Annotated in this window: 19 protein-coding genes and 1 pseudogene; 16 read left to right on the top strand and 4 right to left on the bottom strand. The window is 44.3% G+C overall.

Going from position 1 to position 22,046, the window contains the following annotated elements:
• Positions 1 to 1,362 carry a site-specific integrase gene (locus C1714_RS01265; protein WP_102341484.1) on the top strand — a complete coding sequence of 454 codons (1,362 nt, stop codon included), beginning with the start codon at positions 1 to 3 and terminating at the stop codon, positions 1,360 to 1,362.
• Between the two features lie 39 nt (positions 1,363 to 1,401).
• Here the strand turns inward: C1714_RS01265 and C1714_RS01260 are convergent, their stop codons facing one another.
• Positions 1,402 to 2,355 (bottom strand): hypothetical protein, encoded by a 954-nt coding sequence (locus tag C1714_RS01260; protein WP_102341483.1) that lies wholly within the window; start codon positions 2,353 to 2,355, stop codon positions 1,402 to 1,404.
• Between the two features lie 158 nt (positions 2,356 to 2,513).
• Here C1714_RS01260 and C1714_RS14640 point away from each other — a divergent pair.
• From C1714_RS14640 to C1714_RS01250, 3 genes and pseudogenes are all read left to right on the top strand, one after another.
• Positions 2,514 to 2,657 (top strand): annotated as a pseudogene (locus C1714_RS14640) (hypothetical protein); the annotation flags it as partial.
• Between the two features lie 306 nt (positions 2,658 to 2,963).
• A complete protein-coding gene (locus C1714_RS01255; RefSeq protein WP_167849882.1) occupies positions 2,964 to 4,370 on the top strand; it encodes an MATE family efflux transporter in 1,407 nt (468 codons plus the stop codon).
• 23 nt (positions 4,371 to 4,393) lie between these two features.
• Entirely contained in the window at positions 4,394 to 5,278 is an 885-nt protein-coding gene (locus tag C1714_RS01250) for a LysR family transcriptional regulator (protein WP_102341481.1), read from the top strand.
• Between the two features lie 190 nt (positions 5,279 to 5,468).
• Here C1714_RS01250 and C1714_RS01245 read toward each other — a convergent pair whose 3' ends face one another.
• Together C1714_RS01245 and C1714_RS01235 are read right to left on the bottom strand one after the other, a co-directional pair.
• Entirely contained in the window at positions 5,469 to 6,572 is a 1,104-nt protein-coding gene (locus tag C1714_RS01245) for an ISL3 family transposase (protein ID WP_102341480.1), read from the bottom strand.
• Between the two features lie 637 nt (positions 6,573 to 7,209).
• Positions 7,210 to 7,422: an Arc family DNA-binding protein gene (locus tag C1714_RS01235; protein WP_167849881.1), complete on the bottom strand. Its 213-nt coding sequence runs from the start codon at positions 7,420 to 7,422 to the stop codon at positions 7,210 to 7,212.
• A 291-nt stretch (positions 7,423 to 7,713) separates the two neighbouring features.
• On the opposite strand from C1714_RS01235, the gene C1714_RS01230 reads away from it, so the two are divergent.
• The 5 genes from C1714_RS01230 to C1714_RS01210 are packed head-to-tail and all read left to right on the top strand — an operon-like array spanning position 7,714 to position 11,042.
• Positions 7,714 to 7,911: a DNA-binding protein gene (locus C1714_RS01230; protein WP_342587455.1), complete on the top strand. Its 198-nt coding sequence runs from the start codon at positions 7,714 to 7,716 to the stop codon at positions 7,909 to 7,911.
• A gap of 1 nt (position 7,912) precedes the next feature.
• Positions 7,913 to 8,995 (top strand): site-specific integrase, encoded by a 1,083-nt coding sequence (locus C1714_RS01225; RefSeq protein ID WP_102341476.1) that lies wholly within the window; start codon positions 7,913 to 7,915, stop codon positions 8,993 to 8,995.
• Positions 8,988 to 9,356, top strand: a complete 369-nt coding sequence (locus tag C1714_RS01220) for a plasmid mobilization protein (protein ID WP_102341475.1) — start codon at positions 8,988 to 8,990, stop codon at positions 9,354 to 9,356. Before C1714_RS01225 ends, C1714_RS01220 begins: the two co-directional genes overlap by 8 nt.
• Complete coding sequence (locus tag C1714_RS01215; protein WP_102341474.1) at positions 9,353 to 10,060, top strand: hypothetical protein; 708 nt, start codon at positions 9,353 to 9,355, stop codon at positions 10,058 to 10,060. Before C1714_RS01220 ends, C1714_RS01215 begins: the two co-directional genes overlap by 4 nt.
• A gap of 1 nt (position 10,061) precedes the next feature.
• Positions 10,062 to 11,042 (top strand): 3'-5' exoribonuclease YhaM family protein, encoded by a 981-nt coding sequence (locus C1714_RS01210; protein WP_102341473.1) that lies wholly within the window; start codon positions 10,062 to 10,064, stop codon positions 11,040 to 11,042.
• Between the two features lie 220 nt (positions 11,043 to 11,262).
• Here C1714_RS01210 and C1714_RS01205 read toward each other — a convergent pair whose 3' ends face one another.
• Positions 11,263 to 13,140 (bottom strand): BglG family transcription antiterminator, encoded by a 1,878-nt coding sequence (locus C1714_RS01205; RefSeq protein ID WP_102341472.1) that lies wholly within the window; start codon positions 13,138 to 13,140, stop codon positions 11,263 to 11,265.
• Between the two features lie 152 nt (positions 13,141 to 13,292).
• Between C1714_RS01205 and C1714_RS01200 the strand changes: the two genes are divergently transcribed.
• The 7 genes from C1714_RS01200 to C1714_RS01165 all read left to right on the top strand — a co-directional run bounded on the left by C1714_RS01200 (position 13,293) and on the right by C1714_RS01165 (position 22,008).
• Positions 13,293 to 13,616 carry a PTS lactose/cellobiose transporter subunit IIA gene (locus tag C1714_RS01200; RefSeq protein ID WP_102341471.1) on the top strand — a complete coding sequence of 108 codons (324 nt, stop codon included), beginning with the start codon at positions 13,293 to 13,295 and terminating at the stop codon, positions 13,614 to 13,616.
• 21 nt (positions 13,617 to 13,637) lie between these two features.
• Positions 13,638 to 14,948 (top strand): PTS sugar transporter subunit IIC, encoded by a 1,311-nt coding sequence (locus C1714_RS01195; protein ID WP_102341470.1) that lies wholly within the window; start codon positions 13,638 to 13,640, stop codon positions 14,946 to 14,948.
• 14 nt (positions 14,949 to 14,962) lie between these two features.
• Positions 14,963 to 15,262 carry a PTS sugar transporter subunit IIB gene (locus C1714_RS01190; protein ID WP_102341469.1) on the top strand — a complete coding sequence of 100 codons (300 nt, stop codon included), beginning with the start codon at positions 14,963 to 14,965 and terminating at the stop codon, positions 15,260 to 15,262.
• Between the two features lie 472 nt (positions 15,263 to 15,734).
• On the top strand, positions 15,735 to 17,138 hold the full coding sequence (locus C1714_RS01180) for a glycoside hydrolase family 1 protein (RefSeq protein ID WP_102341467.1): 1,404 nt from the start codon (positions 15,735 to 15,737) through the stop codon (positions 17,136 to 17,138).
• A gap of 316 nt (positions 17,139 to 17,454) precedes the next feature.
• Positions 17,455 to 20,688 carry a helicase-related protein gene (locus C1714_RS01175; protein WP_102341466.1) on the top strand — a complete coding sequence of 1,078 codons (3,234 nt, stop codon included), beginning with the start codon at positions 17,455 to 17,457 and terminating at the stop codon, positions 20,686 to 20,688.
• On the top strand, positions 20,685 to 21,317 hold the full coding sequence (locus C1714_RS01170) for a DUF4391 domain-containing protein (protein ID WP_102341465.1): 633 nt from the start codon (positions 20,685 to 20,687) through the stop codon (positions 21,315 to 21,317). Before C1714_RS01175 ends, C1714_RS01170 begins: the two co-directional genes overlap by 4 nt.
• Complete coding sequence (locus C1714_RS01165) at positions 21,304 to 22,008, top strand: DNA methyltransferase (RefSeq protein WP_210115223.1); 705 nt, start codon at positions 21,304 to 21,306, stop codon at positions 22,006 to 22,008. The genes C1714_RS01170 and C1714_RS01165 overlap by 14 nt, the downstream gene beginning before the upstream one ends.
• Positions 22,009 to 22,046: the final 38 nt, after the last annotated feature.

The raw sequence follows: 22,046 nt of genomic DNA, 5'->3' as shown, positions 1-22,046 counted from the left end.
ATGGCTACATTTTCTCTGAAATATCAGGAAAAAACCGCGGAAGGGAAGATGAACTTCATTGGCATTACGCATCGCTATTTTGATGAGATTAATAAGAATAACCTTCCGAAAACCAATGACACATATATTCAGCGCTACGAAGAAAATATCTTTCCGTATGTGGATATTCGAATTCCGGCAGAAGACTACGACGAAGAAACAATTGAAGAACTGATCAGCAGAATCCGTGTGCGGAGCGGGTATTCGGACCAGAGTATTAATTCAAGTATTCGGCATCTGATTTATGATCCCTGCATGTGCTTTTTCCGTGATCCTAAGAATATCGGAGTTGACCCGAACACACTGTGGGGATCGGCAAATGATTATCGAGTTAAGGAAAATGAAGACCGTTCTGCCGCCTTCCTGAAGATCCGTAAGTCACTTTCTATTGAAGAAGAGAAAGCTGCAGCAAAGTATCTTTTGGATCCTAAAACGGAAAGTGGCGAGAATCCTGGCCTCACATTGATGTTTCTTTTGGGCACGCGAAATAACGAAACGTGTCCGCTCAGGTTTGGTGATATTCGCGAAATGACAGAGTTCCCGGGATGCTATTATGTACAGATTTTTGAGACTGTTCGATTAGGCGACAATACTCTGAAAGCCAGCGGCAAGACCGCCAATTCACCGCGAAGGCTGCCAATTATGCCTGTCCTTCTTGATTACCTGCGGGGAAGAAAGGAATATATCTGCTCTCAAATCCGCTTTCCTTATACAGACTCTTCTGGAAAAACTTTTTCTTCCGTAGATGAGCTTCCGATTGCCTGCAGAGGCAATCAATTCAGTGTGATTTGCCGTTCGAAAGATCTGACACTTGCAGGAAAAAGGTTTCTTCATGATGTTCTGAAATTGCAGGAACAGGAAGTGTCAGGCATCGCGGCCTACATGATCGAGACACAGAATACATGGGAAGATCTGAAGGAAAAGGATGTTACGACATATCTTTTCCGCAGAAACTTTGCGACGCATTTATACAATCTGGGCTTCACTTTGACCGACTCTCAATACTATATGGGACATGCAATGGACAATACGCCAATGCGGCGCGCGGACTATGCAAACGAAGAGTATCTGCACTATTTGTATACGCTGCTTCTTAGGCATCCTTTGAATCATCCCAAGAATGATTTTTCTCTGTCCGCAAGAACCAATATTGATGGCGGCCCTGTTCATGTTCGCATAACAAACAAAGAGTATAACGATCAGATTCTGATACAGACCAGGGTACCGATGAATCTGGTAATCCGGCAAAGCCCCGCCCGGAACAAGCCAAAGGAAGAAGTAGATATCACTGATTCCGTCAACCAGGTTTACTGGCGGAAGTAATAAAAAGAAAGCCATAGAACAGGCTTTCTCTAGGATTTGTCATCTATCGGTAAAAAGATACTGTTTTGAATTGATGTATGCTTTGTAAACGTGAAGATTGTCATTGCATTTAACTTTCTTCCAGTCCGCCATGATGACGATATATGAATGGGGATTGCGCTGACTAGATCCCATCACAGATTCCGCAAACAGGCTATGTACCCAAGGCTTTTTGCATTTTACAAGCAGAAAGAGAATATTTTCAGGGTTGCCACTATCGTAATCAGCATCTTCATTGATCAAGCAAACATATCCCTTTCTTTGCTCAAAAGGGATATTTTTCAGCAGAGCGGTGGGAACACGTTTTGTAACAATCATTTTATCCCCCGACAAATCCTCTTGAAACTCTTTGTCCGGATAATTTCTATCGATAAAATAGTCCTTTTTGTAAATGCCATTTGCGATGACCGCATCTGCAGATAATAGGGTAATTTTCTCGTATATTTTCTCAATAGTTGTTAGCTCTTTCGGGCTATTGTTGATTTCCAGTTCGGCAGACGATTCGTGATGATCTTGACCTTTTGTTTCAATTGCCTGCTGTGAGCAAACTTGATTTGCCCCAGGCTCATCCGGATCTACATAATTGTAAATGTAGTTCAGATTAAACTTCGTGCCCCCAAAATTAAGCCTTCGCACCCGACGCTGTCGCTTTGAACTTTTATTGTATTCACATTTCGGTGTATGTTTTTTGGGCGCTGCAAAATAATACTTAGGAGAATATTCCCACACCTTTCTTTTTAAAATATCCGAGGTTCGACGCGGTGCTCTGCGAGGGAACACCTCGACGCCGCATGATGGACAGACAAATCTGTACTTGTCCTTGTTGTTGATATAGTACTCTGCTATTTTTTCTAAATCAGGAGTAGATGTGTCAATAATAATCCCATCAACAGATTCTTCTCCTGCGCCAATCACCCTCTTTACTGCTTTTGCCTTGGTGTTTCTGATTTTCATAAATACCTCCGTATATTTGAAGTATACGAACAAAAATGAGGGATGAGAAATGGTGAAGGTTCATCTGATAAGAATGCCATGAAATCGGATGATAATATTCTTTATTACCAGAAACAGAAGAATATGACACAAGAGCAATTGGCTGATGTCCTGTTTGTGGATGGAAAGATGATGAAGCACAGGAAGAGGATCTTGAGATAGAACTTGGCGCGAATTTTATGAGTCTCAACGAATACCGAATAAAGTACAAAAATGGCTTGAGACTTGACTGGCTTATTGAGTCTATTGATAATCGGCTGTAGAAAACTTCAATTCTGTGCAGTAGCAAGCGCAATTGCCAATAATATAAGCATAGTCAGATAAACCTGCCTGAATGTTAAGATGCTTTTCATTCAGACAGTTTTTTTGAACAAATAATAATTTTCAATAAATATATAAGAAAATCTTATGATATGAATTTGACAATGTCGCATAAACTCGCTTATAAAAACCAGAAATTACATAAACTATAAGAAAAATTTATAAGCTGATCAAATGATCTTATTTGATGCTGTAAGGGTTTACATCTATGATTGGAACGTAGTTTTCAAGAAATGGAGGCAGAGAGCATGAAAGAAGATACAAAAAAATTATTTGATAATACGCATGTGTCCAGAGCGGTTATCAAACTGGCTCTGCCGATGGTAATCAGTCAGATTATACTGGTTATTTATAATATGGCGGATACATTCTTCATCGGTCTTACCGGTCAGGTGACAAGCATTACTGCCGTAACCATCTGCATGCCTCCCTATATGTTTCTTTCTGCCATTGCCAATTTATTCGGCGTCGGCGGTTCCACAACAATTTCAAGAGCCCTGGGTAGAAAGAGAACGGGCAGAGCAGAAAATGCATCTGCATTTGCCTTTTACGGCTGCCTCTTGGTTACGGCACTGTACTGCACAGGCGTATGGCTGCTGCGTGACTCCTTTCTGAATGTACTTGGTGGGCGAAATGAAGTTGTCCACACACAGGCTGTGAAATACATGGTGGTGACAGTATGCTTCGGCGGATTATTTACTTCCATGAGCTCCATGCTGGCAAATCTCGTCCGGGCAGAAGGCAGATTGGCTGAATCCGGTGCCGGCATTGTATTAGGCGGTGTATTGAATATTCTGCTTGATCCGTTATTCATGTTTGTCATTCTTCCAAAAGGAAATGAAGTTCTCGGTGCCGGTATCGCTACTGCTCTTTCCAATGTTATTTCGTTTCTGTATTTTGTCATATTGATTCATGTTCTGCAGAAGAAAGGCTCTTGCATTCAGTTTCATTTAAACAGCACTGCTTTTGAGGACGGAACATTCCGGGAGATATTCATGACCGGCATGCCGGCATTTACGATGACTTTGATGGAAAATATCTCCTATGCCGTTCTGGATGCCCTGATTGCTTCAGCCGGGACGGATGTACAGGCCGGCATCGGTGTGGCAAAGAAAGTCAACATGCTTGCTCATTCCATTGTTCGCGGTATATCGCAGGGCGTTCTTCCGCTAATCGCCTATGCCTATGGCAGCCGTGATTTCAAAAGAATGAAGTCGGTCATCAGATTCTCTTCAACCCTGGCAGTTGTATTTGCTTTGGCCGCAATGACAATCAATCTTATCTTTGCCAGGGGGCTGACCGGTATCTTTCTGCCGGAAGGACCTTCTCTGATCTATGCCGAAAAATTTCTGCGCATTCTGACGATAGGCTGTCCTTTTTCTGCCTTTGCATATTCCATTATTTCTTTCTTTCAGGCTGTTAACAATGGAAGAAAATCCTTTATACTTGCATTATTAAGAAAAGGAATTGTTGATATTCCGCTGATGTTTATTCTGAACTTAACCAGATCTGCAGATGCTGTTGTCTGGGCTACGCCGATCACGGATATTCTGAGCTGCGCTGTAGCTGTCATTTTGTTTGAACAGTCACTGCTTTATCTTGAACAAAAGTTTGAAACAAAAGCTTCATATAAAGCACCAGCGAACAGTTTTTAATATGAACAATAAGGTGAGAATGAATGATTGATGCAAAGATATACACCGTTTTGAAAGTAGTGGAAACAGGAAATTATTCACGTGCTGCAAATGAGCTCGGCCTTTCACAGCCGGCCGTCAGCCAGCATATTCATGCGATTGAGTCTGAACTTAACATTCATCTTTTTGAACGGACCGGCATGCACCTGAAGCTGACCAGGGAGGGTGAAAAAGTAGTCAAGTATGCCCGCTCCATGGTTGCACTTGATATCAAGCTGCGTAAGGAACTGCAGGATGAGGCAAATGGAATCACGAGCCTGAATATCGGCATTACTCATACGGTTGAGGCAAACCGCATTACAGAAGTCTTTGCCAAGTACATTATGGAAAACTCAGGTGTGACGATGAGATTAATCACAGATACCCAGGCTCATCTGCTGCAGAAAATCAAGAATTATGAAGCTGATTTTGCTATTATTGACGGTGCTTTTCATGATCCTTCTCTTATCAGTATGCCCTTGGATACGGACAGTCTTGTTCTGATTGTGCCGCCGAGTCATGAGCTTGCTCAGAAATCCATGGTGACAATAAACGATGTGCGCTCTCAGAAACTCATCCTGCGCCTGCCTAACAGCGGCACCAGAGATCTTTTTATGGCTGCATTGGAAGGGCAGAACATGTCCATTGAAGAGTTTAATGTCATTCTGGAAATAGATAATGTGGCCACCATCAAAGACCTTGTCAGACATGGGTATGGGGCATCCGTTTTAGCCAGAAGTGCATGCCAGAGTGAAATCAGGAAGAAGAAGCTTGTGGCACTTCCAATTGAAAATCTCAGTATGAATCGTGAAATAGATATTGTTTATCCAAATGGTTTTGAACATATGGATATTCTAAAAAAAATTTCTGCAATTTATCATGAACAATGAAATGGCTTAATTTACAGCAATTATGAACTTGTTATTTGAACAGTGTCAAAAATACCAGTTGCATTTCCATAATGAAAGCGCTTAAATAGTTCTGATAGGATTAGACATTGAGTTATCTCTGTCATAAATATAAAGAAACTTAGGGCTCTTCTGGCATCGTTGTGGGTGAAAATTACTGAATCTCCAGTATTCATGCAGGGGTGTGTACCTTCAACTTTCTGCTTGGAAGTGGAACCTTAATATCCGAGCATACCAAGTACACCATATCCATCATGTTGTTAATGTTTCTGAAGCCGTAAGCCTTTCGAATGATTAGCTTGATTTTGTTGTTCGTCGCTTCAATTCTGGCGTTGCTCAGTCCTAGCCGGATCGTGTTCAGAATGTGCTCCTTGTGACGCTTGATCTTTCTGGAGAGTTCAACGAATGCAGGGATTCTGCTGTGGCTTGCCCAGAAGATCCAGTGCTTCAGATCTGCTTCCGCCTGCTCAGCATCTGTCGACTTGAGCAGAAGACGAAGTGATTCCTTCAGCCGATACGCACGGTACAGCTGAGGATCATTTGCCTGAATCATCTCCAGACGGATCTGCTGATTCTCTGTCAGATTCTCCGGTGCTTTGCCTAAGGTGTAAGCGGAATTCTTGATCTCAGACGCCTTTTCCTTAGCAGCCTTGATCGCTGCAGAGATATTGTCATCAGATTTCGGGCGGCCAGGTTTCTGAGGGTCCTTCTTTTCCATTTCCTGGACTTTCTGATGGGCGCAGCGCCATCGATCTTTGCGAACCTCATCTAAGGATTCCGTCGCCCACTCTACGACATGGAACGGATCCATACACCTGGTGCAGCTTGGGGTGAACTCATTGACACAGTCTGTGATCCAGCGTGCACCGTCTCCTGTAACGACCTTGATACTGGCAAGCTGTTCTGGGGTAAGACCTTTGTAGAACTGCTCAAGAACAGCTTTTCCGTGGCCATCCGCAACCCAGACAACAGAATTGGTGTCGTGGTTGACTACTACTGTTATGTACTTGTGTCCTTTGCAGTAGCTTGTCTCATCAATGCCGATGTTTACCAGCCCGTTCGGTCTTCCTGAGCGATCCGGTTCAAGGTCGTGAAGAGCTCTGGAAACACAGCTTCCTACCGTCTGCCAGTCAATGCGCATGTAGTTCGCTACTGCACTCCTGGGAAGGTATTCGGCAAGCCAGGTAACAGCCATATCGAATTCCTTCGTAAAGCTGCTGGAAGGATGTGCCCATGGAACTGCAGCAGTGACTATGCCATGCTCGGGACATGTCACACGATGCGTCTAATGCTCAATCTCAACCAGAATACCTCCGAAGTCCAGACCCCTCCAGACCTTCGGCTTTCTGGCTGCAGTATCGTATCTGGAAAGATGTCTCTTCCCGCAGAACGCGCATTCATCCTCATGCCATTTGGAAGGTCTTGCTTTGATTCTCAGATGCTTGACTCCATCCGTATCTGAATAAAAATGCTGAATAAAAATCCTGTGATTCAACAACTGTGTCCTTGACACAGAGCAGTTTCTTGCATAAGGTATCAGCAGTCATCTTGGTCTCCTTTATGTTGATGTTTGGTCGCTGATACATTACAGGAGCTAGGATGGCTTTTTCAATCTTTATTTTCTGTTTGAAATTGATTTTTCACCCACAATCATGCCCGAAGCCTCGATAATAGCCACTATTGCTGAATTAGAAGCTGCTTTTGGAGAAATGAATTGGTCATGCCTGGCAACAAACTGGACGGGAACTGTGAGACAGATGATATGAATGCATGATTGCTTCAACGAATGAACAGAGCGAGGATAAGCGGGATATCATGCGAATGACTGCGCAAAAAAGGGGCAGTGTATTATAGAGAATAACTGCCTCTGCAGAAGAATAAAAGATTTGCTTTCTCTCTGAATTCAATAATGGCTATTGCGAATCTGTGCCACTTTCTCCATTAGGGAAAGTGCGTTTCATTTCAGCTTCGACCAACCGCATTAGCATTTCATTGACGGTTTCGCCGTTTAATTCCGCACACTTCTTGATCTTGTCGCGCATGCCTTTAGGTACACGAAAACGAACAGCATCCGTTTTTTCTGCTTCCCATTTACGATCTGCTTTTTTCTTCGCCTCGCTTACCATTGTTACCTCTTCCAAAACTATACCACAGAAACTGGTAAAGTTCGCTTGACACATGGTACCATGTATGCTACATTATAGATGGAAATAAAAAGCGGCAGCCTGAAGAGTTCGCACCTCCTCAGACCTGCAAGGTAGGACTGGTACCTCACAGCAGCCGAGCTGCACCGCATCGATATTGTAATGTTTAACACAATATCAATGCAAGCACTCGGAAACGATGTTCATCTAGGACACCGCGTGAGGAAGCACCTCCGCGGCGTTTTATTTCCCCACTCTGAAGGGAGAATGAAGATGAACAACACCAGTGGAAGTTTGTTCCTGAATGCTCAGGACGTAGCAGCGATCATGTCAATATCTGTCTCCAAAGCCTATAAGGTCATTGCTTCGATGAATACCGAGCTTGAGAAGATGGGTTATCTGACTATTCATGGCCGTGTCAGTAAGAACTACTTCGAGACGCGCATCTACGGCGGTCTGGGGGTGCACTGATATGCCTGCATATAAGCAGAAAAACGGATCGTGGATTGTGAAGCTCAGCTATCTGACCTGGGACGGGAAGCGCAAGTGGCTCACGAAACGTGGGTTCAAAACGAAGAGGGATGCCCTTTCCTGGGAAAACCAGTTCAAGCTGAGAACTGCAGGAACCTTGGATATGACGCTGTCAAGCTTCATCGATCTCTACATGACCAATATGAAGGAACGGATTAAGCCTGACACCTTCTATGAGAAGATGATGATCTATTCGAAATGGATAACGCCTTATCTTGGGGAACGTGCGGTGAACAAGCTTACGACAGCGGATGTGTTGTCTTGGCAGAATATGTTGCTGACATATCGGATGCCAAACGGAGAAAAGCTGAGTAAGTCTTATCTCAAGACGGTTCACAATCAGTTGTCGGCTGTGCTGAACTTTGCGGTTCGGTATTACGAGCTTCCGAAAAATGTAGCTGCAGTTGTCGGAAACCTTGGAACGGATAAGGAAGTGAAGATTTCCTTCTGGACGACTGAGGAATACCGGAAATTCGCTCTGGAAGAAATGGCGGAGCCGATGTATTACTACGCATTTGAGGTTCTTTACTGGGCAGGGCTGCGGGAGGGTGAGCTGCTTGCTCTTACTCCTAAAGATATCCATCTCGATGAGGGATACATCGATATCAACAAGACCTTTTATATCTTGCACGGGGAGGAGCATATCACAAGCCCCAAGACCGATATGAGCGTCCGGAAAGTGGAAATTCCCGAATTCCTTATCAATGAGCTTCGGGACTATCTGAAGATGATCTACAACCCTCAGGATGATCAGCGACTGTTCCCGTTGACGAAAAGCCATTTGACCAAGCATATCAAGAGTGGCGCAGCTAAAGCTGGAGTCCATCAGATCAGGGTTCATGATTTGAGGCATTCCCATGTATCACTTTTGATCCATGAGGGGTTCAGTGCACTGGAAATTGGAGCACGTGTTGGCCACAGCAGTGTCTACATTACATTTCACTATGCCCATTTGTTTCCAAATGCGCAGCGGAAGATGGCTGGAAGACTGGATGATATCCAGAAGGAGGTGGATGATGAGTAGGAAAAACCTGGATGCAAGGGGACGGTGGCGCAATAAATTCTGCGGCATCCGTCTCTCGCAGGATGAGTATCTTGAACTCAAGACTCTGGTTCATTTGTCGGGAATGACCAGTCAGGACTATATCATCAGCAAACTTCTGAATCACGAAATTGTAGTGACAGGAAATCCTCGCATCTTCCTTGCTTTGAAGAGGGAGATTGAAGCAATGATTCAGGAGCTGGAAGCACTCAAAACCCGCGGGGAACTCAGCGATGAACAGTTGACCCGAATCGCATATATCGTCGAAATGTATCAGGCAACAATCGATTGTGGAATCAATCGAATCCATGAATCTAAAGAAGAAAAGGAGAACATGAAATGAGAAACACAACCAACAACGTAGCAATGAGCAGTGAGATCTTCAGCGTATTTGCACTGGAAGCGATCAGGTATACGGTGTCAGAGGCACCTGATATTGGAGAGCTTCTGATGGCATCCATTTCGCCCAGCATTTCTTATCTTAATGACGGTTCACTGTTCATGATGGCATCGCTTATGGAAAGCGAAGTTCAGTCGTGTTCCTGCGAATCCGATTATGACTGGCTCTGCGAGCATGGCTGGCTTTCCTTCAGCAATCGGCTTTCTGAGGAAAAAGAAGCAAGAGCAAAAGCCCTGAGTTCAGTTACAGAACGAATGCGGATGTATGACGCAGCAACAAGCGTTATGGTGGATGATACTCTGAACCTCAGCAATGATATGTTTGCCACTTTTGCATGGGCAGCGTTGAAGCAGGCAGTCACCAAGGAGACTGGATTGAGCGAGCTGGTTATGGCAGTGATCGATGCCAATATCCAGAATCTCAGTGACGGGACGCTGTTCAATATGGCATCGTTCATGGAAAACATTGTTCAGCCGATCGGCAATGATTATGATGATCACTGGTTTTATGCCCACGGATGGACGGAATTCAGCAGTCATTTGACTGTTGAGAAGGGAAACAGGAAGGTATCCTTTCGGGCAGAGAATGGGCTGAACCCGGATTCGGAAGAGTTCCCGTCTGAGTTCATTACCTGTTGGGAGATCTGACATGGGCGAAACAAGGCGTTATCAGCATCAGGATATCAGTGGACTCGCGGAAGGAATGGCCTGCAAAAGCGTATATCTGTTGCAGGCCATCACGCCTCGCAATACAACAACCGGAAAACCGTATTTGGCTGTAACACTTCAGGATGCGACAGGCTCTATTTCGGGTAAGGTATGGGAGAAAAAGCCGGAAATGGATGCTCTCGTTGCCGGCGAAGCAGTACATGCAGGATTCACAGTCGAGACATACAACGGTAAGCTTCAGATCAACGTTAACATGCTTCAGCGTATACCGGATGATCACCCTATCCCGGATGAGTACTTGAGACTGCTGTTGCCAATGGCACCCGAGCCATTGGAAAATATGTTTTCAGAACTCTGGAATACGGTAGATGGGTTTCACGATTCGGATTACAAGCGGTTAACTGAGAAAGTACTGTCAGATAACAGAGAAGTGTTACTGAGGATCCCCGCTGCGCAGAAAGTCCATGAAAATGGAGTTGGCGGCCTTCTTCAGCATCTGACAGGTATGCTCAGGGTCGCGAAAGGTTTTGTTGCGGCGTATCCGACTCTGATCAATGCGGAACTGCTGTATTGTGGCGTGATCCTGCATGACATTGGCAAGATTCGGGAATTTCAGCGCAGCAAGTTCGGTCTGGTCAGTGGTTACACCAATGAGGGCAATCTCGAAGGCCATTTGTTCATTGGTGCCGAGTACATCGGCAGAGTGTGTGACGAGCTTTCGATTGACCCGGAAAAGAAGATGCTGTTGCAGCATATGTTGCTGAGCCATCATGGAAACCCGGAGTTTGGAGCTTGCGTGCAGCCCAAGTTCCTTGAAGCCTATCTGCTCTATCTCTGTGACCTGACTGATAGCCGTGTGTGGATCTTCGAGGATGCATATAAGGATTTGAAGCCTGGAGAAACAGCTGAAACTGCAAATTACTTCCTCGATAACGTACGCGTATATCGTCCAAAAGAGTGACTGGTACACATTGCGTGCATGTATAGTACATTGACCTTGATCTACATTCTGATCGAGGTCTTCTTCTTAGCAGGAATTAACTCGACAGAATCTGTGTATTTGGATTACTGCGCCGGTAGGTGGGAGAAATAAGCTTGATCTATCGGCCTCTATTGAAAAGAATCGGCAGTACTAAATGAAAGCAGAAAGAGAAGTGCACAAGCTATAGCGTCAAATAGAATCAATCCTGCATGAAATTCAGAATAAACTCGGCGAATGTCTTGCTGTTAATGAGCTTTGTAAATTTCGAGAAATCGGTCAGAACATGGACAGCTCCATTGTAGGTATCGGAGAAGACCTTGCTGTCTTCCTTTGTGATTGCAATCATCATGCAGAGCTGTACTTTGGAGCTGCTCCATTGAATCCCGTTTTTATTGATAAGGATTGCAAACATCGTCTTCTTTGCGTTCATTTCTAACGCATGCGGAATTGCAAACTCATTGAAAAAGCAGGTTGGTGATAGGGATTCACGTTCTAGTACTGATTCTGTATAGTTTTCATCCACCGCACCGAAGCGAATCATTCTGTCACATAGAAACCGGATTGCTTCTGTGGATGTATCAATATCATCACGAATAAAGAAGAGATCAGGTGCGAAAGCATTCATGATGTCTCTCTTCCAGCGAGAGGCTTCTTTTCTCTTCAAACATGCAGTAATGGCTTCATCAACGCGCGTTCTGTCCATTACGGAATAAAACGGTGAGATTTCAATGACATTACCGCCGATGACAGAAAGATGCGTGGTGCTGATGATCAGGTCATAGATTGAAAAAATGGATGATGAAGACAGGATATCAGCAATCTCGACAGTAATACGGTCCTGATAGCTCTCTATCATTCTTTGTCGGATCATTTCAGCGATGCCATGATAGTTAGAAGCGAAAAGAAGGATGGAAACAGGGGACGATTTATCAGCGTTCTGCGATGCAATGATTAGACCGATATGGACAGCCAGGAATGCAATTTCATCATCTGGGATTTGAATGCTGTATTCCTTTTCCAGCTCTTTTGCGAAGGCAACGGCTACATCGTAGATGAATGGTGAACTTTCTTTCAGACTCACATAGGAATTGCTCAATACAACATTATGTGTCTGGCAACGATGAATCAATTCATATATATGAAGCGAAAGATTATGGATGAATGGCGAAACATCAGCTGGAACAAAACGCTCCTCAAGGACCTCGGTCAATAATTCCGTCACTCGTTTTTCGATTACATCGATTTTCAAAATCCTCTGACCTGCACTCTGTGAAATCTGCCCTTGGAAAAGCGAAGCAAGGTAGGATGCGTCATTTCCTGTATAGGAAATAGTGTAGTGTTGCCCAAACCTTTTCACGATGGTTTGTGCAAGCATGTATTCTACCGATGCAGTATCAATCGGATTATTCAGATCCGGTGTATGAATATTGTGGAGAATCCGGTACAGAAAGATAAGAATGCTCAGATAGAGAGATGATGCATAAGGGGCCTGGATATAGAAGCCTGCATCCTGTAAAGAAGAAACAATAATGTTTTGAACAACATCGACATCAATCCCTGGAAAGTACCTCTGATAACACGCAATTCCATTTGCGTTTTCTTTTACATTGTCAATAATCAACCCTCGAATCATCCGGCGCTTGTTCAATTCTGAACCTTCGATGGATACAAGTGAACCCTTACGAATAAGTTTCAGGCTGTCTTTGCGGACATAGTTTTGAATGTGTGTAAGGCGCACGTTCAAAGCGGATTCGCTGAGCGCAAATTCATCACACAGATCATAGATAGAGACCGGAGAATCGGAAAATAACAGTGCGTGAATAATTTGGTCTACATCGCCACCGTTCTTGACGGGAGTGCTTATCAGCGTGGCAGCGTGGCTGGAAATCCGATATCCCTCCGGATCGGAAGATATGTATCCATCGGTTTTCAGAATCCGCATCTCGGACTGAACGGTTCGAAGCGAAAGATTCAGCCGACCGGATAATGTTTTTCCGCTGGCCTTGCCGCCACACTGTTGAATTGCCTTTAACAGTGCCCATTGGCGCTCTGTCAATTTATTCGTTAACTCATCCATGAATATATCATTACACAAAACATGGAGAATGTTCGTCTGCGGGAGGTGCCGCAAAATGCAATTTTCTTTTTGATGTTGAAAAAATTATTCTTTTTACAAGAAGAGATTTATTTCAGGAATCTGCAGGATTCTGAAAAGGGGCGGAGGAATTAATGACAAAAGAAGAAGTTCAGATGATTTCATTTCAGGTTATTTCCCATGCTGGCGAAGCATTCGACAGCTTTGTAAAAGCCGGGGAAGCAGCTTCGAACTTTGATTTTGCGGGTGCGGAAGAGCTGATGAAAACAGGGGATCAGCAGCTCGTACAGGCACATCAGTCACAGACAAATCTTCTGAACGCGGAAGCAAGAAACGAAGAGATTCCGTTCTCTATCATTCTGATTCATGCACAGGATCATCTGATGCATGCAATGTCCTATGAGCAGAATGTACGAGATCTGATCAGGCTTTACAAACATTTGGCAGTAAATGATTGAGACGAAGAAAGGGGATAAAGTATGGCTAAGTCATCATTCATTGAAGAAAAAATGCTCCCGGCAGCGAATAAGCTTGCCAGCAATCGCTATTTGAAGGCGATCTCAAACTCGTTCATGAGCATGATTCCGTTCATGACGCTCGGTTCACTTGCACTCGTATTGATTTCACCGCCGGTGGATTATACGACATTGGATCCGGGTTTCCTGTACAGCTTTATGAAAGGCTGGGCGGCATTTGCAAATGTGGTTGGAACACCGATTGGTGCAATCTATACCATCTGCATGGAGTTTCTGTCACTGTTTGTGGCAGCCGGCATCGGGTATTTCCTGGGCAATCAGACATATAAGATGAAGGGTTTTATCCCTGTTTTGACCGCTGTTGTCTCTTATATGATCGTTGCCGTCATGGATCCCAGTGGTGCAAAGACATTTGACTATCTTGGTGGTACCGGCCTCTTTGCGGCCTTGATTTCCAGTATTCTTTCGATTGAACTTCTGCGCTGGCTGACAAATAAGAAGGTTGGCTATATCTCGCTAGAGGGGCAGGGAGTTCCGGAAGCTCTTACGGAATCGTTCGGGATGTTGATTCCGGTTGCGATTGTGCTGCTTGTATTTGGACTTGTGCATGCCGTTACGATCGCTTTGACAGGTTCTACATTCCCGGCAATTATTTCGACAATCCTGGCTCCGGTTCTGAAGGCTACTGACAGCATTTGGGGCGGTATTATTCTTGTGTTCCTTGTTATGCTGTTCTGGTGGTTTGGAATTCATGATTCCGTCATTACCGGCCCGATGGGCGCATTCTGGGCAACAGCACTGGCGGCAAATATTTCTGCATATGCTGCAGGTACGACGGGTACGCAACTTCCATATGTCATTACAGAACCGTACTGGTGGTTCTTTGTCATGATCGGTGGGTCCGGCGCAACGTTTGGACTGGTACTTCTGCTGTGCTTTGCATGCAAATCAAAGCAGTTAAAGACAGTTGGAAAGCTTGGAATTGTACCTGCCTTCTTCAATATCAATGAACCGGTCATCTTCGGTGTTCCACTAATGATGAATCCGATTATGGCTGTTCCATTTATCGGGGCACCGGTTGCAAACATGATCATCACCTATATCTGCATGTCAACTGGTTTGGTGTCGCGTACTGTATCATATCCGGGCTGGAATCTGTTCTGCCCGATTGCTGCGATGATTTCTACGGTCGATGTAAGGGCATTTATCCTTGTTCTGGTGCTAATTGTGGTTGATGCTTTGATTTACTTCCCGTTTATCAAGGCATTGGACCGTGAGAAGCTCGCGGAAGAAAAGAATGCCGTACAGGCCTGATCTGGAGGAACTACATGAAAATATTGCTTATCTGCTATGGCGGACTGTCTACCGGAATTATGAAGACAAAGATCGAAGAAGCCGCTGCAAAAGACGGTGTGACTGATCTGGATATTAAGGCTACTGCCTATGCACAGGCGATTGAAGACCTTGGAGACTACGATATTTATCTTCTCGGGCCGCAGATTCGCTATGCGCAGAAGGACTTTGAGGCAAAGGCAGCGGGGAAGCCTGTTCTGGTCATCTCTCCGGCGGATTTCGGTATGATGAATGGCACAAATGTCTGGAAACAGATTTCTGCAGCAATGAAATAATTCTTGGCCGGTGTAAAAACCGGCCTTTTCGACGGGTGCCTAATGAAATATTTATCTCTCTTGTTGATTGTTGCCGCGGGCACGATTTATCAGATCTGCTCAAAGAATGTTCCTGAGGGAGCTAATCTGTTCAGCTCACTGATTGTTACATATCTGGTTGCTTTGACGGTTTCGCTGATTCTTTTCTTTCTGACAAAGAAGGATACAACACTTTTTCAGCAGATACGCAGCCTGAATTTTTGGTAGATTATTCTTGGCATTGTTCTTGTTGCATATGATTTTGGGTATCAGCTGGCATATCGAAACGGCTGGGGAGTTGGAAAACTGCAGCCGATTGTCGGCGCGGCATTGCTGATCCTGCTGTGTATTGTTTCGGTTCTTGTCTATCATGAGACGGTTTCTGCTAAGTATCTCGCTGGCCTTGTGATGATCGGTTGCGGGATTCTGCTCACTATTCAATAAGGAGGAGTACATGAGCGTGTTTCGAGATGATTTTCTTTGGGGAGGAGCAATTGCTGCGAATCAGGCGGAAGGGGCATGGAATGTTGACGGCAAAGGTCCATGTACTGCCGATTACCTGTATCTTGGCAATTATTCTGATAATGATCCTGCTCTGACAATTGATCCGACGCAGTATTATCCAACCCACGAAGCAATTGACTTTTACCACCGGTATAAAGAAGACATTGCTTTAATGGCGGAGATGGGATTTAAGTGCTTCCGTTTTTCCATTGCATGGTCCCGGATTTTTCCAAATGGCGATGAAGAGGAACCCAACGAAGCTGGACTGAAGTATTACGAAGATCTTGTTCGTACTTGTCATCAGTTTGGAATTGAGCCGATGGTTACGCTGAGCCATACGGAAACTCCGATTGGTCTGATCAAAAAATACGGTGGCTGGCGCAACCGTAAGATGATTGATATTTTTCTTCATTATGCAGAAACAATGTTCAAACATCTGAATACGGTTCGCTACTGGATCACATTCAATGAGATCAATTTCATCTTCGAAGAAGGAATGCTCGTGCAAAACGGGGGCGTCACTCTACAGGAAGGAGACAATCTGAAGCAACTGACGTGGCAGGTTGTGCATCATCAGATGGTCGCGAGTGCCAGGGCGGTTCAGCTTTGCCATCGCTATATTCCGGATGCATATATCGGAGCGATGATGGAGGGGAGTCTTGCATACCCGATTTCCTGCAAACCGGAGGATGTTCTGGCTACGCAGAAGGATAACCAGGATTATACCTATACGTTCCTCGATGTTTTGATCAAGGGCGAATATCCTAAGGCATGGCAGGCTGAAATGAACCATGAGCATATTCGGATCGAGACAGAGCCGGAAGACTTTGTGGATTTAAAGAAGGGAGTGCAGAATTACATTCCGTTTTCTTATTATTGCATGCGGATTTCATCTGAAGAAATTCAGAAAAGTGTGCAGAAAAAGCCGGTCAAGAATCCGTTTACGGAAACCACTGACTGGGGAACAACCATTGACCCGATCGGTCTGCGCTATGTTCTTAATGATTACTATGAGCGCTATCAGCTGCCTTGCTTTATTGTTGAAAATGGTCTTGGCGCAAAAGATGTTTTGACCGAAGATCATCAAGTACATGATTCGTACCGTATTGAATTTATGCGCAAGCACATTGAACAGATGCGGCTGGCTGTGGAGGATGGTGTAGATGTCCTGGGATATACCATGTGGGCAGCGATCGATATCGTATCTCAATCGAAAGGTGAAATGAGCAAGCGCTACGGCTTTATTTATGTTGATCGTGATGATCATGGAAATGGAACAGGCAACCGGTATCGAAAGGATGGATTTTACTGGTATCAGAAAGTAATTGCAACAAACGGTGAAGATCTGGGATAATCCTAGCTATGAATAATAGAGATTTCCCTTCATGAAACAAAGCGATGGCACTTCAGACTAACGAGGTGCCTTTTTTGGATCAGCCTTAAATTCTATTGATGGAGGTGATATAGAGAACGGAGAATATACATTCATTAATGCATGCGCAGCAGATCACTTATAATTGATTTATCCAACAAGCTCTATGAACATTCAATTAGGATAGAGAATATATTGAGCAGGGATTTATGATGATAGAGAAACTGCTGCTTGTGTTAAATGCCAATGAAGATGCATTTGATAGAAAAATTCAGAATATGCAGAACGGAGCACCTAAATGGAGACATTTAATAACACCACCAAGGTCGTGAAAGATGATCTTGAAAAAAAGATATATTCAGGCAGCAAGGTGTCTGTTGCGGCTGCTTGCTTTTCTATTTATGCCTATCAGGCGCTTAAGAATGAACTTGAAAAGTGTGATGAATTTAGATTTATTTTTACTTCGCCAACATTCGTTGCAGAGAAGACACCAAAGGAGAGGCGCGAGTTTTATATTCCGAGACTTAATCGCGAAAAGAGTCTGTATGGAACAGAGTTTGAGATCCGTCTTCGGAACGAATTAAAGCAGAAAGCAGTGGCAAAGGAGTGCGCTGATTGGATGCGTCGGAAAGCATCTTTCCGTACTAACACGACGCGGGAAGGTATGAATAATTTTCTTGTTGTTCAGGATCCGGAGGATGCTTATACCTATATGCCCATGAATTCCTTTACGGCTGTAGATCTTGGGTGCGAGCGTGGAAACAATATCAGTAACATGGTGACACGCTTCGAAAATCCGGCAAGCAAGGAGTTTTTAAATCTCTTTGATTCGGTATGGAATGATGAGGAAAAACTTGCCGATGTGACAAATGAAGTGATTGATATGATCAGCACAGTCTATCAGGAAAACTCCCCAGAACTGATCTATTTCATGACGCTGTATAACATCTTCAGCGAGTTCCTCGATGATGTTTCAGAGGATGTTCTTCCGAATGAGGCGACCGGTTTCAAGAACAGTGTGATCTGGAATAAGCTCTACAACTTTCAGAAGGATGCCGTACTTGGTATTATCAATAAGCTTGAACAGTACAACGGTTGCATCCTCGCAGATAGCGTCGGCCTTGGAAAGACTTTCACCGCTCTTGCCGTCATCAAATACTATGAGGGCAGAAATAAAAATGTGCTCGTCCTGTGCCCGAAGAAGCTCTCCGAGAACTGGATGACGTATCGCGGAAATTTAATCAATAACCCGCTGGCAGCAGATCGCTTCCGGTACGATGTGCTCTACCATACTGACCTTTCGAGAAACAGTGGTATGACACCGATCGGTCTTCCAATCGACCGGATCAACTGGGGAAACTATGACTTGGTGGTGATCGATGAGAGTCATAACTTCCGTAATGGAAATGGCACAAACACGCATGGAGGAGAAAAAGAAAACCGCTACATGCGGCTGATGAACCGAGTGATCAAGCCGGGTGTACGCACGAAGGTTTTAATGCTTTCCGCCACACCGGTCAACAATCGGTTCTATGATCTCAGAAATCAGCTGGCCCTCGCCTATGAAGGTGATCCGGAAGAGATCAATGAAAAGTTAAATACCAAATCGGATATCGATACGATTTTCCGTCAGGCGCAGAAGGTCTACAACGCATGGTGTAAGCTTCCGGAAAAAGAAAGAACAACTCAGAATCTGCTGTCGCAGCTGGATTTTGACTTCTTCGAAGTACTGGATTCCGTGACGATTGCAAGATCGCGGCATCATATAAAGACCTACTACGATACCAAGGATATTGGAACGTTCCCAAAGCGGAATAAACCGATTTCTCTTTATCCGAAACTGACGGATAAGCCGGGAGCTATTAACTATAAAGAAGTGTATGAATGCCTTTCTACGCTGAAGCTTACGATTTATACACCGACGCAGTTTATTCTTCCCAGCAAGCTCTCAAAATACCTGTCGGAAGAAGAAACCGAGAACTTCCGGAAAGGCCGTGAGACGGGTATCCAGCGTCTCATGAATATAAACCTGTTAAAGCGAATGGAAAGCTCTGTTCATTCATTCCTGCTGACGGTACAGAGGGTTTATCAATATCTTTACAATACTGATCAGACTATAAAAGACTTTATTCAGAACGGTTCTGGGAACCTGAATGAAATGACAGATCTGTCTGCCGCCGCAGAAGATTTTGATGATGACGATCAGAATACGGATTTTTTCTCTGTAGGCAAGAAGGTACAGATCGATCTTCACGATATGGATTATATTTCGTGGAAACGGGATATTGAGGATGACCTCGATACTCTTTCTGTTCTGATTAGCATGGTGAAGGACATTACACCGGAATATGACTACAAGCTGAATCAGTTGATGAAGGTCATTCGGAATAAGGAAGAAAAGCCAATCAATCCGGGAAATAAGAAGGTTCTGATATTCACTGCCTTCGCCGATACAGCTGAATACCTGTACGATAATATTGCCCCAAAAGCAAAGGAACTGGGACTGAATACGGCTCTTGTAACAGGAAGCATTGAAGGAAAAACGACGATTCCGAATTTCAAAGCAGAGATGAATCATGTGCTGTCCTGCTTTTCACCAATGTCAAAAGATCGAGATATTCTTTATCCGCAGGATAAAAATAACAACATTGATATCCTGATCGGCACGGACTGCATTTCAGAAGGACAGAACCTTCAGGACTGTGATTACTGCATCAATTATGACATCCACTGGAATCCGGTGAGAATCATCCAGCGGTTCGGAAGAATTGACCGAATCGGCAGTAGAAACAACGTGATCCAGCTCGTGAACTTCTGGCCCGATCTTACGCTTGACGAGTATATCAATCTTAAAGCCAGAGTTGAGACCAGAATGAGAATTTCTGTTATGACCTCAACCGGTGATGATGATCTGATCAATCCGGATGAAAAAGGTGATCTCGAATATCGTAAGGAGCAGTTGAAAAAGCTGCAGGAAGAGGTCGTGGATCTGGAAGACATGACAAGCGGTGTCTCCATCACAGACCTTGGCCTGAATGATTTCCGGATGGACCTTCTCGCATACATGAAAGAACACAAGGATATCAATCACATCCCATTTGGCATTCATGCCGTAGCTCACGGAGAGAAGCCGGGAGTGATCTTCGTGCTTAAAAATGTGAATACGAAGGTCAACATCAAAAACCAAAACCGGCTGCATCCGTTCTATATGGTTTATGTAGGTAATGATGGCGAGATCATCACGGATCATCTGCAGCCAAAGGATACTTTGGACGAGATGCGGCACATCGCCAAAGGGAAAGCCGAACCCGATAAGGATCTGTGCAGGACATTTAACAGAGAAACAAAGGATGGTCGGAATATGAGTAAGGTGTCCAAACTACTCGAGGATGCCATCGGATCAATTATCGATGCCAAGGATGAAGAAGATATCTCCAGCTTCTTCTCCGCAGGCGAGACGACATTCCAGTCGGGGGGCTTTTCCGGTCTTGAGGACTTTGAACTGATTTGCTTTATGGTGGTGATGGCATGATAGATTTTCCAGAAAGCACGGTGGTGCATCGGCGGATCCCGAAGGAGGCATTTTATAAGCACCTTCCGCTCTCTGCTGCCTTAAAAACAACATTTGTGTCAGATGTAAATCAGATTGTAGTGGAAAACAGCCTGACAAAAGAGAATCTGAATCTTACCAAGGCCTCAGAAGTTAAAGAGATCATGCTGTTATCCATTGACTTGAAGAAGCAGGACTTCGATGGGAAGATCGTAGAAGCAATCGCACGGCAGAATCCGCATAGGCTCGCGTTTCTGCTTAAGTATGAGGATGAATGTCAGCTTGCTATATATCACAGCAAACTATACCGCACCGCATGGATGCCGGAGAATAAGGCAGAGCTTTCCTTACATGGGAATACGCTGGATGAGATATGGGATGATCTGATTCGTCAGATAGCGATATCTTCAGAGATCATATTGCAGAAGCAAAATCAGACCATCGATGAGCAGCTTAAGAACCAGGATGAAATAGATCGATTGAACAGACTGATCAAGAAAACAGAAGCAGAAACATGGAAGGAACAGCAGCCAAAGAAGCGCTTTGAGCTATATACCAGGCTGCAGGAATATAAGAGACAAATGGAGGAAATTACACATGGAAAAGCTTAAGATGCACACACCGGATCTGGCCGAAGAGAATTATAAGAAGCTGGCGGCACTCTTCCCGGATGCAGTGACAGAGACGATAGATGATGAAGGGAAAGTAGTACGCGCCATTGACAAGGATGTTCTGATGCAGGAAATCAATGCACAGGTCGTAGATGATGGGCAGGAGCGTTATCAATTTACATGGCCAGACAAGAGAAAATCTGTCGTTCTGGCAAATCAGCCGATTGCAAAGACACTGCGCTTTGAAAAGGAGATGTCTGTCGGCAGAGATGGTACGCCAGGTAAAGCTGACTCAGAAAATATCTATATCGAGGGAGATAATCTTGATGCACTGAAACTTCTTCAGGAGACTTATCTTGGCAAGGTAAAGATGATATATATAGATCCACCGTATAACACGGGAAATGATTTTATTTATGAAGACGATTTTTCACAGAATGCTGCAGATTACGCAGGCAATAGCGGACAGACCGATGACGAGGGAAACCGTCTTGTACAAAACAGTGAAAGCAATGGTAGGTTCCACACTGATTGGCTTAACATGATTTATCCTAGGCTTAGGCTTTCAAAGGATCTATTGTCTGATGATGGGGTTATTTTTATTTCAATTGATGATAATGAACAAGAGAATTTGAGAAAATGCTGTGATGTGAAGCGGCAGATTAAGATCCGCGCAGGCAGCAGATTATAATCAGTGAAGATACCGGAAGAAACGTGATGTTCTTATGC

Origin of the sequence: Galactobacillus timonensis (assembly GCF_900240265.1) — a bacterium.
GTDB classification, from domain to species: Bacteria; Bacillota_I; Bacilli_A; order Erysipelotrichales; family Erysipelotrichaceae; genus Bulleidia; species Bulleidia timonensis.
This window is presented reverse-complemented; position numbering and strand designations above follow the sequence as displayed.